The sequence below is a fragment of the Butyrivibrio sp. AC2005 genome, from assembly GCF_000424145.1.
Lineage (GTDB): Bacteria > Bacillota > Clostridia > Lachnospirales > Lachnospiraceae > Butyrivibrio.
Genome location: NZ_AUJI01000013.1, coordinates 86,392 through 103,070, shown reverse-complemented (window position 1 = coordinate 103,070; position 16,679 = coordinate 86,392). Strand labels below are relative to the sequence as shown.

The following is a 16,679-nucleotide window of genomic DNA, read 5'->3' as shown; positions in this document are numbered from 1 at the left end:
CTGTATCATCCCTGTATCAGGTTTGAAATTGCACTATAGTTTTTTTCATTTAAATAACCTTCTATCTTTTTGAATCTTTCACTGTCTTCTTCAGGTAAATCATATTCTGAAATCTCATCAAGAATATCAGCAATCATAGAATCATCCTTGTTCTCCACTCCCTGAGCGATACCTTCATATATGCTTTCAAGCAGATTCCTGTCAAACTTTTCATTTAAATCGTATGCTTTTTCATTATTACCGGCTTCTTCCTCATTCATATCAGAAAAAACAGGAGCCAATATGGATTTGTAAGCACGATATTCATTCAGCAATTCCCTTGTATGTTCTTTTATATACCCTATATCGCTGCTTTTTCCTGCAAGCTCAAGCTTTTCCGCATGATCTCCCAGAGCAGCAGCACCAATAAGCCTTGAAGAGCTCTTAAGCGCATGAACTTTAATTGTATAGTTCTTATAATCCTCATGTGTGAAGTATTCTTCTATTTCATCCGCCTTCTTGTCGATTGCCTCGTAATAAATCTTCATAACTGACATAAGTGATTCTTCTGAGCCTGAGTAATCGAGAGCCATTCTGCTGTCTATCCCCTCAAGGTTCTCATACCACTTTGTACTGGAAACATTTTGATCTTCATATTCATAATCTGTAGATGACAGTTCACCTTCCAGGTTATCTGAATATAAGTCATCATTCTCATCTTCCCCAAAATATTCATCCTTTGACTCATTCTCAGGCTCTTCAGGAACAAGCAGTCTGCTTAGCTCATAAGAAGTCTCTCCTTTTGTCATAAATGATAATCCGAGAGCTCCCATACCACAGTTAAGTGACACAACAGCCGATGCCTTTTGGAAAATAATATGCTCAAAAGGAAATCTGCTTTCTATTACTTCTTTAATCTTTACTTGTTGAGCTTCTGTCAATGATGCATACTCAACAATAATCACATCCGTATCCGGTTTTATCCTCTTTGAAAGCATGTGTTCAATATATTCCTCATAGCATGTCAGGAGGTCACCCAGATACATTCTGTTAATGTATAAAGTTCCGTTTTTTACAACAATCCCCGGTCTGAATCCGAATGTAGAAATGAAACCATAAATCCATTTACCTATTGATCCACGTTTCATCATCAGTTCAGCATCATCGGTTACAAAGCTGCACTTAATTCTCCTCTTTACTTTTTCAAGTTCATCTATTATTTTGTCAGAGCTTATTCCCTGCATTGACATCTTATATGCAATAAGAGCCAGCATGCCCATTGCTCCTGAATTAAATCCGGAGTCTACTATTCGCACATTGCCATACTCTTTGGCTGCTTCAAGTGCATTATAGTATTCTTTGCTTATTGCCGGAGGAAGCGATACGTATATAACCTCATGAGCCTTTTTAATTTCTTTACCAAAAAATTTCTCAAAGTCTTCTACTGACGGTGGTTCAGATTCAAATGTAACACCCTGACGCATATAGTTAATTACTTCATCCGTGCTGGCTTCCAAGCGGTCATAATAAGTTTTCTTATCCGCAGTAATACTAAAGGGGATAATATCAATCTGGCATTCCCTTAATATATTTTGAGGAAGATCACACATACTGCTTGTAGCCACTATTACGGAAATTTTCTTACTGTAAGTTCCTTTAGCATTTGAATGGACACTTGAAGCATTATCTGCCATTGTTCTCTTCACCTTGAACTCAGGCAAATGTTCCAGAAGCATTTCTTCAAGCTGTTTACCTGTAACAGGTTTTACCAGATATCCGTCAAATCCACTCTTATTATATAACTCCCTGTTATCACTACCTGCATTAGCCGTAAACGCAATAACAGGAACATGATTATTTAATCCTCCTGACTGTTTTCTTATATATTGCAGGCATTCAATACCATCCATTTTGGGCATCTCGTGATCCATAAAAATAACATCATATTTCTCACTTAATGTCATGGACAGGGCTTCTTCACCGCTTTGTGCCGTATCTATAGTGATAAGAGTATCTGCTATGAGCTTCCTTTCAACCTCAAGATTCATCTCATTATCATCAACAATCAGCACTCTTGCATCAGGAGCCGTAAATGCCGGAATATATTTTCCGTCCTTTTTATTGAAGCCAAGCTTCTTTATATCGATTTCTCCAACGCTCTCATGTCTGGCAACCTTCTGCCTAAGCGAAACGATAAACGTTGAACCTTCTGTATAGACACTGCTTACAGTTATTTTGCCATTCATCAGATCAACAAGTCTTTTAACAATAGCAAGACCAAGACCTGTTCCTTCTATTCCCGCGTTACGCTCCTCATCAACTCTTCTGAATGCATCAAACAAATATGGAATTGCATCCTGCTTAATTCCAATTCCTGTATCAATTATCGAAACTAAAAGTAAAACATCATCACCGGTAATATCTCCCTTTTCAATATGCAGTGTTACAGAGCCTTCATCTGTATATTTGACCGCATTATTCAGAAGATTAATGAGAATTTGCTTAATTCTTACTTCATCTCCGAAAAGCTCGGCAGGAAGTGTCGGGTCAATCTCTACATAAAATTCAAGTCCTTTGTCCTCTACTCTATGGCACATGATATTAAAAATGTCCGATACCAATGTCTCCAGATTGTAATTTACAGGGACAATATCCATCTCACCTGCTTCCATCTTTGATATATCAAGAATATCATTTACAAGTGAAAGCAGCATTCTCCCGGCTCCCTGTATGTTCTGAGAGTCCTTTATTATCTCGTCGGATGCATCCTCCTGTCTCAAAACAATCTCATTAAGGCCAAGGATAGAGTTTATGGGAGTTCTTATTTCATGGCTCATGCTAGAGAAGAACCTGTTCTGGTTGCTGATAAGTTCCTCAATCTTTTTTGTTTCTTCTCTCGCTCTTCTGTTTTCCTCCTTATAAAGCCACTCTTCAAACCACACCATCATACAGCACACTACGCCAACCATTATCATCGATAATAATGAATCGACATAGAACAGTTTCTGGGTATGATGCTGCACCAATTCCGGATAAAAATACTCCACAGCATAAAATGCTATGGTTTCAATAGTCAGAACAGCAAGTATTGCAGGCTTCCATTTTCCACTCAGTACCAGGCCGGTATATAGATAAGCAAAAATAATCCAGAGTATACCTCCACCCTCAATTCCACCACCAAAATAGAACAGAATCGGAAGCAGCACAAAAACAAGACTAAGAACCACTACTCTTGATGCAAGATTGACCTTATTCAGTTTTACGGAAACAAATGTAATGAGAGGAATCAAAACCATCGAAATAGTAAGTGCCACTACCTCAACAATGTTTTCTCCAAAAGTAATATCTCCTATAAGCGCAAGTATAAGTACAAAGTAGGAAACCAACGTTAACAGTATAAATACGCGCTCTCTGAAGCTTCTGGAGGGATCCTTTATCATCGCAATTATTTTTCTAAATGCTTTGCGTATCACCCTATACCTCCGCCACGGGCGATTTTACCGCCCTCCAAAGCACGATGCATAGCTCTTTCAAAATCCGTTATCTTTATTGGTTTACTTATAAAGCCGTCGAATCCTTCTCTGATAAACATCTCCTTAGCACCGCTTATGGCATTTGCCGTTAGTGCTATGGTATACAAATTTCTCCCTTTTCTTTCAGCCAGTAGCTTCAGCTTTTTCATAGCCTCTACGCCATCCATCTCCGGCATCATATGGTCAAGGAAAATTATGTCATAATCATTTTTTTCATACTTTTCCAGTGCTTCTTTACCACTCTCGGCAGTATCGGTTATCATGTTGTAATTTTTAAATAATCCCGATGCCACTATAAGGTTCATTGGCTCATCATCAACAATAAGAGCCTTTACTCCATCAAGAACCGGTTTTACCCCTTCTTCTCCCGGAAGGTATCCTGATTCGTCACCGTTAAGTATTCTCACAACAGGGTATGCATACATAGGCTTTGGCATATTGATTACCGCGGTTCCTTTAGGTAAAACCGTTCCTTTATCAGAAAAAACCGCAACCTTAATATTCTTATCAGCAAGTTCATCAAAAAATACCGGTGCACTCTTATACTCCTCATATCCCATCAGAATATGAGTAATATCTCCTCTGTCCAGTAATTTTTTTAGTTCACTGATACTCGGAGCAGGATAAAGATTAACTCTAAGTCCCGCCGCCATATTTGTAGCCATCTCATTATAAAAAGCACGAACCTTGTTATTATTAAAATTCTCCGGATTGACATGATAAATGATATTAATGAAATCCTTGGATTTTACACGAAGGCATGGTGATCCATCAAGAACTGCCTGCACTACGCTGATCCTTACTGTAGTTCCCTTGTTTTTTTCACTTTCTATAGTCACAAAGCCGTTCATCAGTCTGACAAATCCATACACTATTGAGAGCCCAAGACCAATACCGCCTGTGCTCCTGTTTCTTTTTCTATTTGCCTGATATCCGCCTTTAGAAAGCTTTTCAATATCTCTGTTTCTCATACCAACTCCGGTATCAGTAACTTCTATAATCAGATTTACCCCATAGTCTTTTCTGATGCCTGTAATTTTAAGGCAAATCCCACCGGTCTTTGTATATTTGATGGCATTATCAAGAAGCTGGGTAATAATTTTGTTTAGCCTGCTTCCGTCTCCTTTTAAAAGAGCAGGCAGATTCGGATCAATGTCTATTATCAGGTCAAGGCCTTTTTTTAAGCCCATTATATTAAGGCCTGAAACAATATTGTTTACTATTGAGATTATGCTGTATTTCTCTTCAACGATGAGCGCGTCGCCTCTTTGAATTTCAGAATAATCCTGTATGTCCTCAATCTGATGTGACAAGCGTATACCTGCATTTCTGATGGAAACAACATCATTTCTGTATTCCTTTTTTAATATAAGCTCCGACATTCCTGTTATTACATTTACAGGGGTTCTGAGTTCATGAGAAATGTTTACAAGGAAATCCTCCATTGTTGCACTACTCATTTCCTCATCTTTTTCCTTGGACTCGACCTCTGCCAGCATCTTCTGATTGTCCTCAAGAAGGATCAAAAGAGCTTTATAGAGGCCCAGTTCAGCAATACAATGCAAAACTATTCTCGAAATTGTAAGGGAATCGAAATTCATAGAATGATTCAATGCAGCTGTTATTGTCTGCATGATCATTATCAGATAGAACTCTGCGATATTCAGGTGCAGATATATTTTACGTTTAAGAAGCGTAGCTGTAACCAAAAGAAGCGATGAAATAACAAAAATATCAAAATAGCTTGTAAAATGTACACCGTGAAAGAAAGCAACTATCATTGAAAAAATCATATAGAAATTTTCTCTGAACCTTGAGTCACGATGTTGACTTATATGCATAGCCCAAACTGCGATGATACCGCACAAAATCAAGGGCGAAACCCAGAATTCCCACCTCAGATTCACGCTCTCTATTATGGCACCGATGCACGCAATGGTAATGATAACAATTACAACATTATGTGATTTGAGATTACGGCCAGTATTATCATTCACCTCTTAGCCCCCTCAAAAGATCATGCTTTTCCACCTCTTTCGCCTAATATATGTATTTTATCATGTTTATATATACGTTTTTTTATATCTCTGATTAAATATCTATAAAGTTTCCATGAATATTCTTGTTTCATCAAGCTTGTTCGCGAGCATGCTTTCATACTCCGTATAATCATCTCCGCGCAGATCAATCAATTATCTCTTTTTCATTTGCATTGACGTAATCGATATTAAGGCGGTAATCCAATAAATCAATTATTGCAATTTTAGACTGATACATGTCAACTTGCGGATGTTATGCTTCCTGTATGAGTTAAGTCAACTCGAGAACAATTATGTATATAGACGCATGCAAAATTTGGGCGGTAAACCAGCACTTTAATTCTTCTAACTATTGACGTAAATATTCAGAAATGGAAATTTTCATATTCTATCTACTTTACGTCTATTCCTAGAGATATTGTCTCATTGGTGCATTGCTCATATTTTGCAGTAGACCATTATCAGTTTTTCTGCCTCCATTGACTGAATTACTACAGCTTGCGGGAGCACACCTTCTCAATGAGTTACGTCTATTCGCGAACAAATCAGCCATTAGGAATACCCACCATTTTGGGGTTATACCAATTTCCTCCCAAAACCTTTTTCTGACGTAACAGCGAGGTAAAATCATTGGGGCTGTCGCACTAATGCGACAGCCCCTTTTGTGGTTCGTAATGTAGATATATGGTTAAGAATTATTTAACTTTAATCTTTATTGTTTTACTAATGTTATTATTAGTATTGCTATCACCTGAGATAGATACTTTTATTTTGTATGTTCCTTTGGTAGCACCTTTTTTAAGTTTACAGGTAACGGTCTGGCCGCTCACTGATACTGACATATACTTCTTTATCTTCTTTGAAGAAGTATTTTTAGTCGTTATAGTTCCTGTGGTATTATCTACAGTAATTTTTACTTTTTGAGACTTTTTCTTCAGCTTTGAATAGCTAATTTTTTTCTTGTTCTGACTTATCGTCACCTCATTTGATTCTGAACCGATTGTATTTGAATTTACGTTGGTATCAGTATTATTACTGCTGGGAGCAGTCCTTGATGTTTGATTATCAGAAGTAGCTTGATTGTTTGAAGATGTGCTACTGTTTGATGGTGTGATAATGTTGTTATTCCTATTTTCATTAGGCTTCTTAGTATTATTTGAATCATCAACATCGAGGTCTTTAGTATCATCAGTAGAGACATTGTTTATTCGATTGTTAGAAGTAGCCTGACTATTTGAAGCTGTGTCACTGTTTGATGGTGTGGTAATGTTGTCATTCCTCTTTTTATCAGGTTTCTTAGTATTATTTGAATCATCAACATCAAGGTTTTTAATATCATCAGTAGCGATATTTGTCATCTTTTTCTGACCTGACTTAGTAATAACATTTAGATCTATTTTTTGATTTTCTGCAGTATCTATTGTAAGTTTGTCTTTATTAAGTGAAATACCAAGTTCACCATTATCAGTGCTCAGGTTGGTTTTTACTGAGTAGAATTCGTTATCTGAAACATGGTCTTGGATAACAATCATTGTATTTCCACTATTATCAGATGAAATAGCCAGGGCATTGGTGTTGGTATTTTCAAGTGTAATAGTGCTGTTTGATGTCAGTATACCTGCATAATCCCCGTTTTCTATAAATGCTATTGAGCCATCATCAGCAGTTACTTTGTATTTCCCTTTTGACAGGATTAATCTTCCGACATTACTCGCTTGATCTGAATCTGATATGTATCCTTCAATTCCAACATCTTCAACAGCACTTTCATCGATGAATGAAACAGAACCATCAGCAACTTGATACAATAGCTTGTCCGAAGAATTGTATACTTTAAAGTTTTTGCTGGAATATGCTATACATGTTGAGTTCTCAGGCTCCTTGAAAGTTGCTTTTTTACTGAAATCTGAAGGAAAGTTACTGGTATCAATAAAAGCTATACTGCTTCCGGGGAGCAAGCTATTATTGTCAGTATAACCAATCTGATAGTTACTGTTACCAGATCCGTCCAAAGTTGCATCCATTTTCCAATGTCCATTATTAGTATTTATATCTACGTATCTGTTTGTTGCCTGATTGTAATTATAGCAGGGAGTTTTATCACCAAAGCTTTCGAAATAAGGATAATTTGGATCGTATAAATATATTCTAATCCAACCATTTGACTGTTTTTCTGGAGCTCTTGATGAATCAACAACCATAGCATGTCCGACGTTATTTCCATATGAAGTGTTCCATCTCACGGACAGATAATATGTTTTCTTGTTATTTTCAATATTCTGGACAACAGTCTTAAAATTCTTAGCTCGTTGGGATTCAGTTTTAAATTTTGCTCTATCTTGTGTTTTGATATTAATCAATTGCGTTGATTCCTGCCAAATCTGATATCGTTCTATCAGTTTAGTCAATTCAGAATCTATATTTGAATAGAGGAAACTGCCATCTTCTGTATTGTCAAAGTCATCATATCCTGAAGAGTTTAATGAACCATTATTATGTTTCACGAATTTATCAAGGGTCAGTTTATTTTCTTGGAACAGGATAGCTGTTGATGACATTCCAAAGCAATTACCGCCCCAATCATCTATGTTTTGATCATAAATATTCTGTGTGTATTCTTCTCCAAATACTTCCTGATATCGTTCTAAAGGGATACGATAATGTGTATAGTATTTGAAGGAATTACTTGAGTTTATTACGCAATGTCCATGCTTTGTAAGATCAAAACCAGTAGTGGTATTGGAAGTATTATTTACTTCATTTTCGATTATTGCCCCTTTCCTAATGAGGCGAACAACACCTAGTGTAGAGGGCATATTTGTATAAGTTTTTCCGTCATCAGATTTTCCATCGTTATCGTTATCAATAATGAAATTTCCAGGTAACCCCAAACTATGGTTATCCGCTGGAGTAACAATAACATCTAATTTTTTGCATTTGGACAAAACTAAAGAAAAGCTTTTTACGTTTGGCATATTAAAAGAGCTCATGTCTAAAGTTTTAAGATTTTCACAATCACAAAACATGCCAGTTATTTTATTTACATTTGTGATATTGAAATTGCTAACATCAATATTTTTTAAGGATTTACAATCATTAAACATCCATTCCATGTTAGTAACATTACTAGTGTCAAAACTACGTATGTTAATATTTTCTAGGTTATAGCATGCTCCGAACATTGAATACATATTAGTGACATTTGACGTATTAAAACTACTAAGATCCAAAGATGTCAATATTTTACAACCGCTAAACATACTTGACATGTTTTTTACATTTGATGTGTCAAAATTGCCAAGATTAAGCTCTTCCAATTTTGAGCACCCACAAAACAGATTGTTCATTTCAGTCACATTAGAAGTGTCAAAACTTGATATATTAAGCATTTCTAAAGCTGAGCAATCATAAAACATACCAGACATATTTTTTACGGTAGCAGTATTAAAATTGCTTAAGTCAAGGTTTACAAGTCGTTTACACTCGTTGAACATTTGATGCATGTTTTCTACTTTTGAGGTATCAAACTCACTTAAATCTACTTGCTCAAGTTGATAGCATAGCATGAACATACCTGACATGTCAGTGACATTTGAAGTATCAATTCCTGAAAAACTTATGTTTTTTAGTTTTCCGCAATAATGAAATGCATCTCTCATATTTGTAACATTTGAAGTATTGATACCTCCAAACTCAACTGTTTCCAAAGATGTGCAAGATGAGAACATGGTGCTCATATCAGTTATAGAGCTTGTATCTAATCCAGTTAGATCAACAGATGTTAAGCAACTAGATGTAAACTTCAAGTGAGAACCAACAGTTTTACATCCTTCTTCAAATCTGACGGAAGTGGCGTTAATATTGCCATGATAAGAGAAAGTTGTTCCTGATACATATGTTTGGTACTCCTTTCCATTGATATATGCATGGTTATAGACATATGCGTCACCGCGTCCATTAAATACATTTAAGGTGATTGTCATTTTTGAATCATCTAACTCATAATCGTAATATTCATACCAATCTGAATTATTTTGGTTGGTTGTACGTACTTTTGAGTCGAGTATTAAGTTTTCTCGAGAATCATTGCTGCTATTATTATTCTCGGACTCATCAAAATTGAAATCAAATAAGTCTGCATCATCTGGTGCACCGGTATCCCCTTCATTCGACTGAGCAGGAGTTTCAGCGTCAGCAGATTCCCTTGAACTATCATAAGAAACATTAGAACTATCTTCAGGTTTCTCAGGTTTTTCTGTCTGTTCTGCAGGCTCAGTATATGATTCATTACCAACTGAGTTATTTTCTTCAGAGTTACTTTCATCCGTTACTGAGTCATTACTGAGTGAGCTGTTTTCTCCAGAGTTACTATCATTAGTTATTGTTTCATTACTAGCTGAGCTATTTTCTTCAGAGTTATTTTCATCAGTTATTGTTTCATTACTAGCTGAGCTATTTTCTTCAGAGTTATTTTCATTAGTTACTGCATCGGTTGATCCATTTACGGATTCTGTAGTGGATGTATTATCCTCTTCTGAAGATGATTCCTGTGATGAATCGCCATTTTGAGAGTTTTCATCATTCTCTTGGTTCAATATGACTGTGGAATCATTATTAAGTTCTTCAGCGAGTATTACTGTACTATTCTGTGTGAACATTAGTATAGCAGTAAGAATTATTATCGCTATTCTCTTTTGTGACATTTTTCTCATTAACCTCTCCTTAATAATTTCAAAACGCAACGGACAAAATGGTACCATGTCATTTATTAAATCGCAATCATATTAATGGATTTATTTCTTGTTTTTGGACTTTTATTTCAATGAGATAAACAAAAAAAGGATATTAAATTCAAATTTCTGAAATAATTTCTCTTTTTTCTTTGTTGAACACTGAGCATATGCATACAGCTATATAATATGAACCATAAACCAATTCTCTCGAAAAACGATCTTCTAATGTAAGAGCATTTTCAAAAAAGTAGGATTACTTGCATGCAGGCGTAAAAAGGCATAAGTTTATATCTGAGCATTTTTGCGCAATAATCAGGTAGAGATTGAAGCATATCGCTATCATAATCATTATTTAGGAGGAGTCACAAAATGAAGAAAAAAGTAATATGGGAACTAATTATGACAATGGGATTATTGAGCGCCTGCACTAAACCAGATACAAATTCAGATACAAATTCTGTCGTAGAAGAAAGTATGATAGAAAGTACAGCTAATAATGAATCAGGAAGTGAAGAAATAGAAACGTCAGAAACAGAGAACACAGTTGTCAAGACTCAAACAGAGGATATCTCAGATGAAGCTGTGTCAACAGTAACCTCAGAAAATCAAGAAGACCACGAACAACAGCAAAATCAACAAAGTTCCACAGATAATGCCTATGCAGAAGCCATAGCTGAAGAGACTTCTGTATCAGAGGAAGCTACCGAAAATACGGACGTCGATTCATCAGAAGAACGCACTCCTACAGCAGAAATTGGTGAGCATGTACTTCCAAAATATACGAATCTTAGGACAGATGAAGCAGGGACAATCGAACATATTTCATATACGGGACATGATTATGCCGGAGACGGAAGTGAAATAACAAAAGAAGCTAACGTATATCTTCCACCCAATTATGATCCTGAAAAGAAATATAATCTCATGATTCTTCTTCATGGCATTGGCGGAGATGAAGATGAATGGGGACTTACAAAGAATACTTCAAGGGTAAAGGCTATAATGGATAACCTTACCTATTATGGAGACATAGAACCCTTTATCGTAGTTACACCAAACGGAAGGGCCGGTGCCGATAATAAAAAAGATACAAGTCAGATCGATTCCTTCTATAAATTTGGAGAGGAACTTCGAAATGATCTTATTCCATACATGGATTCACACTATAGCACCTATGGCGAATACAGCGAGGATGGCTATGACCTGAGTGCTGCACGAGCCCACAGAGCTATTGCAGGATTGTCTATGGGCGGCATGCAGACCATAAATATAGGCCTTGGTGAATGTAATGATATTTTCGGCTACTTTGGTGCCTTTTCCGCTGCTCCTACCAGTAACCCTGCAACTAAGACCGCTAGCCTTCTTGAGAGCTGCGAATATCCCATATATTATTTCTACAACATATGCGGACTTCAGGACAGAATAGCTTATCAGAGTTCTTCTGCCGCAGCAAAAAGTCTTCCTGCATTAAGTGACAAATTCACTGATGGTGAGAATTTTATGTGGCAGGAAATGAACGGTGGTCACGATTTCCATATCTGGTATCAGGGCTTTTATAATTTTGCACAGATCGCATTCAAGCATGATGACGAAAATATCCATTAAAAAATGGATTCCAGCTTTTCTTCAAATCAAGAAAAGCTGGAATCTATTTTTTACTTATAATCATTTTAAAAATCGGATGATTAAGTAACTCCGGTATATTTCTGTAGACAAAAAACACCACTATTATTATTGCGCATATTATCAGAAATACATTCTCCCACTTCTTGATTTTTACCTCACCCGTTTTAAGTAGGATTATCCCTTTATAAAACAAAAACAGTCCCAGTACCGGCATCATAGTTACAGACATAATATTATATTCCATCGCTCCATGAATATTGCCCTTAAACAACTCAAGGTAAGCATGTGTAAGCCCACATCCCGGACATTTAAAGCCAGTTACCAGCCTGAATACACACGGAATTCCATAGCCTGTAAGCACATATACGATAGAGTTCAACACAAGAATTCCTACTATAAATGCCAATTCAGATATAACTGAACGGATTCTTTTATATTTTGAATCAGCTATATCTTTATTAAAATTTTCTCCATTATTATCTTTAATCACTTCCTGTGTATCTTCTCTTCTATTTATCATTTCCATACTATTTTTCTCTAGTATCACCGAATTAGTAATTATATCTTTTTATAATTGCCTTGAAAAATTGTAACACTAAACCTATTTATGATACAATCTGCTAGTAAATTGTAAGCAATAATTTAGATATCAGACCTCCTTATATATGTCAAAAATCTGTAGTTCTCGGACGAGGAGATGATTTTCAAAATTCTATTAAAATGGATATCGATTGTCCCGAATAAAATGAGATGAGACATCCATTTTAATAAAATTTTAGAAAATCACGACGCAGACGTAAACACAGATTTTGTGACATAAATACGGAGGGCTGACTAGTAATAATATGAGGACATGCAATGAACGAGCTTGATGAAAGATATAGTACTGCTGATGAAGCAATAATTGATGCTTTTTTTATTTTGATAAAGGAAAAAGATTTTGAAAAAATTACTGTCGCTGATGTGATAAAAAAGGCCGGGATTGTACGAAGCACCTTTTATAATCATTATGAGAATATACCCGCGTTGGTAAGCGCTGCCGAAGACAAAACCATCAATGACATATTTCATATGATGGAAAGCTTCCATCCGGAAAACAACAGGGAACTTTGCAAATCCTACTTCCTTGTCATATGTAATTACACTAAAAAAAATCCATTCCTGGCAAGCCTTCTTGAAAGCGCAAGAGGAGATAGTTTTTTTGAGAAAGCCATGACAATGTTTCACCAGTATGTAACAAAGGTTTCTGATGTAAAACGAAGTGGCAACGTCTCAAGGGAAAAATATTCTTATCTTATAGCCGGTATCATCGGAAGTACACTCGGTGTCTTACATAAATGGACAGCCGAGGATTTTGAATCCCCGGCTGAAAATATTGCTGATATTCTTACTACAATTTTCCTTAACGGAATACTGCCTTTTATGCAGTAATTATTTACGCTGCAGGATTCTCTTTCAGAGCGTCCTGCCTCTTTATTTTTCCTGTAGAATTTCTGATAAACGGAGTACTGCGAACAACTATAGATGTGACATGTCTGTATGTGGGCTGTCCGCTGTTATACTCGTCTATAAACTTCTGAAGCTCTGTGTAAAGGCTGTTAACATCAAGGCCCTGTCTTTCAACATATTCAGCCTCAGGATAAATTCTTGCAGTAAGTCCGTTGTTTTCACCGGTTACTATTACCTCAGCTATAAGAGGACTTAGTCCCAGCTTGTTCTCAATCTCCTCAGGAGATACGTTTTCACCATTGGACATAATGATAAGATTCTTAACTCTACCATTTATGAAAAGATATCCGTCCTCATCAAGATATCCTTTGTCTCCTGTGTGAAGCCATCCATCCTTTAAGGTCTCCTCTGTCTCCTTGGGCATCTTGTAATATCCCTTCATTACCGAAGTACCTTTAACAAGGATTTCACCGTTTTCAAATGTAATTTCCACATTATCCAGGGGCCTTCCTATTGAACCGGGCTTATGATCCTTTACAGTGTTTGTAGTGATAACAGGAGAACATTCACTCATGCCATAGCCTTCAAGAATCTCCACTCCGTAGTCTGCAAACTTTTCAATATAATACGGATCAAGATGAGCTCCACCGGTAAAGATAGTTCTGAGTTTCCCACCAAAAACAGCTTTAACATCATTTTTATCAAGCGCTGCTACCCTCTTATATATTGTTTCAATCATAAGAGGTACCATCAGCATAACCTCAGGCTTGAAAATTGACATATTTCTCACCATATGAATAAGTGAATCGTTTATGCAAATAGTTGTTCCAAGTGAAAGTGTCTTTAACCAGTCCATTACAAGACAATATGCGTGATGGATAGGAAGGACGCTCATTGTCACGCCACCGGGCTCGCCATCATATTCCACATACTTTACATTATCGGAAAGGTTCTGCTGTGTAAGCATTACGCCCTTACTTTTACCTGTTGTTCCTGAGGTATAGATAATAGTTGCAATCTCATAACCTGCAGCACCGGGAACATTTACTTCCGCTTCAGGGAATTTTGAAAATTCATCCTCTGTGAGCACCCATACTTTTCTGATTTTTGGACACTCTTTTAATACCTTATCCATTAAGGTCACTTTATTGGTTCCAAGGAACAGTGCCTCGGAATCGGATCTCTGGATAAGCTCGATCAGTTCATCATCGGGAAGTCCTGCATCAAGCGGAACTGCAATGTTAACGCCTGTCACTATTCCAAGATATGCCTCAATCCACTCTGGAGAACTGCTTCCTATTATGGCTATATGTGATCCTCTGTACCCCTCTTTTTCAAGAAAAGCTCTCACTTTTTTCACTGAGCTATCAAGTTCCCCATAATTTTTTTCACGTATGTCTTTTTTTACCAGCCATCTTACTGCCGGTATATCTTTATATTTTGCAACTGACTCGTCCCAGATATATCTTATATTATTCATATTTTCCTCCGTATTTCCCCTCATCCGTCAGCTTCGCTGACACCTTCTCCCCAAGGGAGAAGGCTATAATGTAGGAGCTACATCCTTTTTCATATATTGAAAACATTCACATTGTGGTCATGCAACTGCAAGCTCGTTAAGAAGGTTCATAGCCTCACCGATTGTGTGAATTGAAACTGCTTTTTCCTGCTCAAGCTCGACATCAAATTCATCTTCAAGCTCTCCAAGAAATGACATAAAGTCCAGTGATGAAAAGCCCAGGTCCTCCCTAAATCTAAGTGCATCCTTCATATCCTTAGGTGCAACCTCACAGTACTGTGCTATCAGTTCCTTAAATTTCATCTCTCTGCTCATAATTTTTTCCTCCTCAATTTATAATCTGTTATATGAAAAATAATTTGTTACTTCCTTAAACTGCTTCCATAATCTCGCCAACTGTCATATCAGGCTGTTCAATGCCTCTGAAAAGGATCCTCATCAGGTAGTAATTCATCAACTCTACATCCTTTTCGTTAAGCTGCACTGTTTGATAATGATATGAAAAATTCATGCCACCGTCCTCAGTATGAGAAACAGTAAGATACATTTTCTTTGTTGCAGCACCATTGGCAAACCATTTGGCATGCATCGGTATATTTTTAAGAAAAGGATTATCCATCTTAACAGGCATGGGCTGATAGGTCAGATAACAGCTCTCATAGGTTGTATCATCCGGTGTGTTATAGCGCTTTTTTATCTCATCATAAATTAGTGCCGGATCATAATTGCTATGCATATAAATTCTGTTCTGTACATCCTGTATTTCATATGCTGCAGAAATGAAATCCGTATCTGAACTAATAACAGTTCTGCAAGGGAACATGATTGTTCTGCTTCCACCTGAAGTCCATTCATCCTTTGTGGATCGTCTTGATATAAAGTTCTGTATTGATATATCTTCCTGTCCGTCATTCTGTTTTGAAAGATATGTTCTAATACCAAGAAGCAAAAGGTTTGTCATTGAAATGCTATGGTTCATGCAAAAATCCATAAGTCTTTTTGCCGGTTCAGGTTCCAGCTTGTAATCCTTTACTGCTACAAATAATTCCTTTCGTTCAATATCAGCACTTCTGAGCTTCTTATTCTTATGCTTTTTTCTTGCCTCATCCAAAACTGATGGTCCCTGTATATCCGAATATAAAGGTTCGCCATAGGCGTCCAGCTGATCATCCCAGAACTTCTTATCCTTTTGAAATCTCTTCTCATTACTTGCCTTTTTCAGATCAGATTCAAGAACTGTCTCAAAGTCAGCAAGATCTGCCGGATATTCAGCGCCAAATCGGTAGTGTGTGTAAAGTGACATTATGTCGTTTGTCATTACCACAACTCCGCAGGAATCAATCAGTCTGTGATCCATATGTATGAAAAATCCACGATATCCTTCCGGAAGCTTCATCATATAGACTTCACACATGGGAATGTCATCACCATCAAAGGTCTGATAAGCCCAGCTCTGCATAAGGTCATCTGCTTCCTTCATGCTCATTCCGGTAAGATCTTTAATCGGAATGTCTCTGTGATCCTTCTTAATCAGATACTGCTGTACATTTCCATCCTTGTCAGCCTTTGTAAAGCGAACTCTCATACAGCCATATCTTTCCATTTCAAGCTCGATGCACTTTTTCAGAAGTCCGAAATCAAGTTCAGCTTTTAATGCTGCGACAATGCTTAGTCCGGATACCTGCTGAGTGCCATACTCTTTTATCCATCTATAATGCATATTCTGTGCTGCTGTAAGCGGATAAGTTTTTTTCATCTTAGTTCTCCCTTCAGGAATCATTTCAGTTTCCATATAATATTG

General features: G+C 36.8%; 9 protein-coding genes. 2 read left to right on the top strand and 7 right to left on the bottom strand.

Annotated features, from left to right (window positions below; genetic code table 11):
• Nucleotides 1–5: 5 nt before the first annotated feature.
• The 3 genes from G602_RS25205 to G602_RS28580 form a co-directional block, all read right to left on the bottom strand.
• A complete protein-coding gene (locus G602_RS25205) occupies nt 6–3,452 on the bottom strand; it encodes a DegV family protein (protein WP_049945056.1) in 3,447 nt (1,148 codons plus the stop codon).
• A complete protein-coding gene (locus tag G602_RS0104620) occupies nt 3,449–5,509 on the bottom strand; it encodes a hybrid sensor histidine kinase/response regulator (RefSeq protein ID WP_026657907.1) in 2,061 nt (686 codons plus the stop codon). The genes G602_RS25205 and G602_RS0104620 overlap by 4 nt, the downstream gene beginning before the upstream one ends.
• A gap of 737 nt (nt 5,510–6,246) precedes the next feature.
• Complete coding sequence (locus G602_RS28580; protein ID WP_049945055.1) at nt 6,247–10,263, bottom strand: BspA family leucine-rich repeat surface protein; 4,017 nt, start codon at nt 10,261–10,263, stop codon at nt 6,247–6,249.
• 390 nt (nt 10,264–10,653) lie between these two features.
• Between G602_RS28580 and G602_RS28575 the strand changes: the two genes are divergently transcribed.
• Entirely contained in the window at nt 10,654–11,889 is a 1,236-nt protein-coding gene (locus G602_RS28575; RefSeq protein ID WP_026657905.1) for an alpha/beta hydrolase, read from the top strand.
• Between the two features lie 43 nt (nt 11,890–11,932).
• Here the strand turns inward: G602_RS28575 and G602_RS25190 are convergent, their stop codons facing one another.
• Nucleotides 11,933–12,436 carry a DUF2752 domain-containing protein gene (locus G602_RS25190; protein WP_044931037.1) on the bottom strand — a complete coding sequence of 168 codons (504 nt, stop codon included), beginning with the start codon at nt 12,434–12,436 and terminating at the stop codon, nt 11,933–11,935.
• A 332-nt stretch (nt 12,437–12,768) separates the two neighbouring features.
• Here G602_RS25190 and G602_RS0104590 point away from each other — a divergent pair, with 332 nt between their 5' ends.
• Nucleotides 12,769–13,341, top strand: a complete 573-nt coding sequence (locus G602_RS0104590) for a TetR/AcrR family transcriptional regulator (RefSeq protein ID WP_026657904.1) — start codon at nt 12,769–12,771, stop codon at nt 13,339–13,341.
• 4 nt (nt 13,342–13,345) lie between these two features.
• Here the strand turns inward: G602_RS0104590 and G602_RS0104585 are convergent, their stop codons facing one another.
• The 3 genes from G602_RS0104585 to G602_RS0104575 form a co-directional block, all read right to left on the bottom strand.
• The gene (locus G602_RS0104585; protein ID WP_044931035.1) at nt 13,346–14,839 is read right to left on the bottom strand and encodes an AMP-binding protein; all 1,494 of its coding nucleotides are present in this window, start codon (nt 14,837–14,839) and stop codon (nt 13,346–13,348) included.
• A 117-nt stretch (nt 14,840–14,956) separates the two neighbouring features.
• Nucleotides 14,957–15,193: a phosphopantetheine-binding protein gene (locus tag G602_RS0104580; protein WP_026657902.1), complete on the bottom strand. Its 237-nt coding sequence runs from the start codon at nt 15,191–15,193 to the stop codon at nt 14,957–14,959.
• 55 nt (nt 15,194–15,248) lie between these two features.
• A complete protein-coding gene (locus tag G602_RS0104575) occupies nt 15,249–16,634 on the bottom strand; it encodes a condensation domain-containing protein (protein ID WP_026657901.1) in 1,386 nt (461 codons plus the stop codon).
• Nucleotides 16,635–16,679 lie beyond the last annotated feature (45 nt).

Bases quoted from the DNA above. Each gene is read 5' to 3' on its own strand.
- G602_RS25190 (WP_044931037.1), bottom strand. From the start codon at position 12,436: ATGGAAATGATAAATAGAAGAGAAGATACACAGGAAGTGATTAAAGAT.
- G602_RS0104585 (WP_044931035.1), bottom strand. From the start codon at position 14,839: ATGAATAATATAAGATATATCTGGGACGAGTCAGTTGCAAAATATAAA.
- G602_RS0104575 (WP_026657901.1), bottom strand. From the start codon at position 16,634: ATGAAAAAAACTTATCCGCTTACAGCAGCACAGAATATGCATTATAGA.
- G602_RS0104580 (WP_026657902.1), bottom strand. From the start codon at position 15,193: ATGAGCAGAGAGATGAAATTTAAGGAACTGATAGCACAGTACTGTGAG.
- G602_RS28580 (WP_049945055.1), bottom strand. From the start codon at position 10,263: ATGAGAAAAATGTCACAAAAGAGAATAGCGATAATAATTCTTACTGCT.
- G602_RS28575 (WP_026657905.1), top strand. From the start codon at position 10,654: ATGAAGAAAAAAGTAATATGGGAACTAATTATGACAATGGGATTATTG.
- G602_RS0104590 (WP_026657904.1), top strand. From the start codon at position 12,769: ATGAACGAGCTTGATGAAAGATATAGTACTGCTGATGAAGCAATAATT.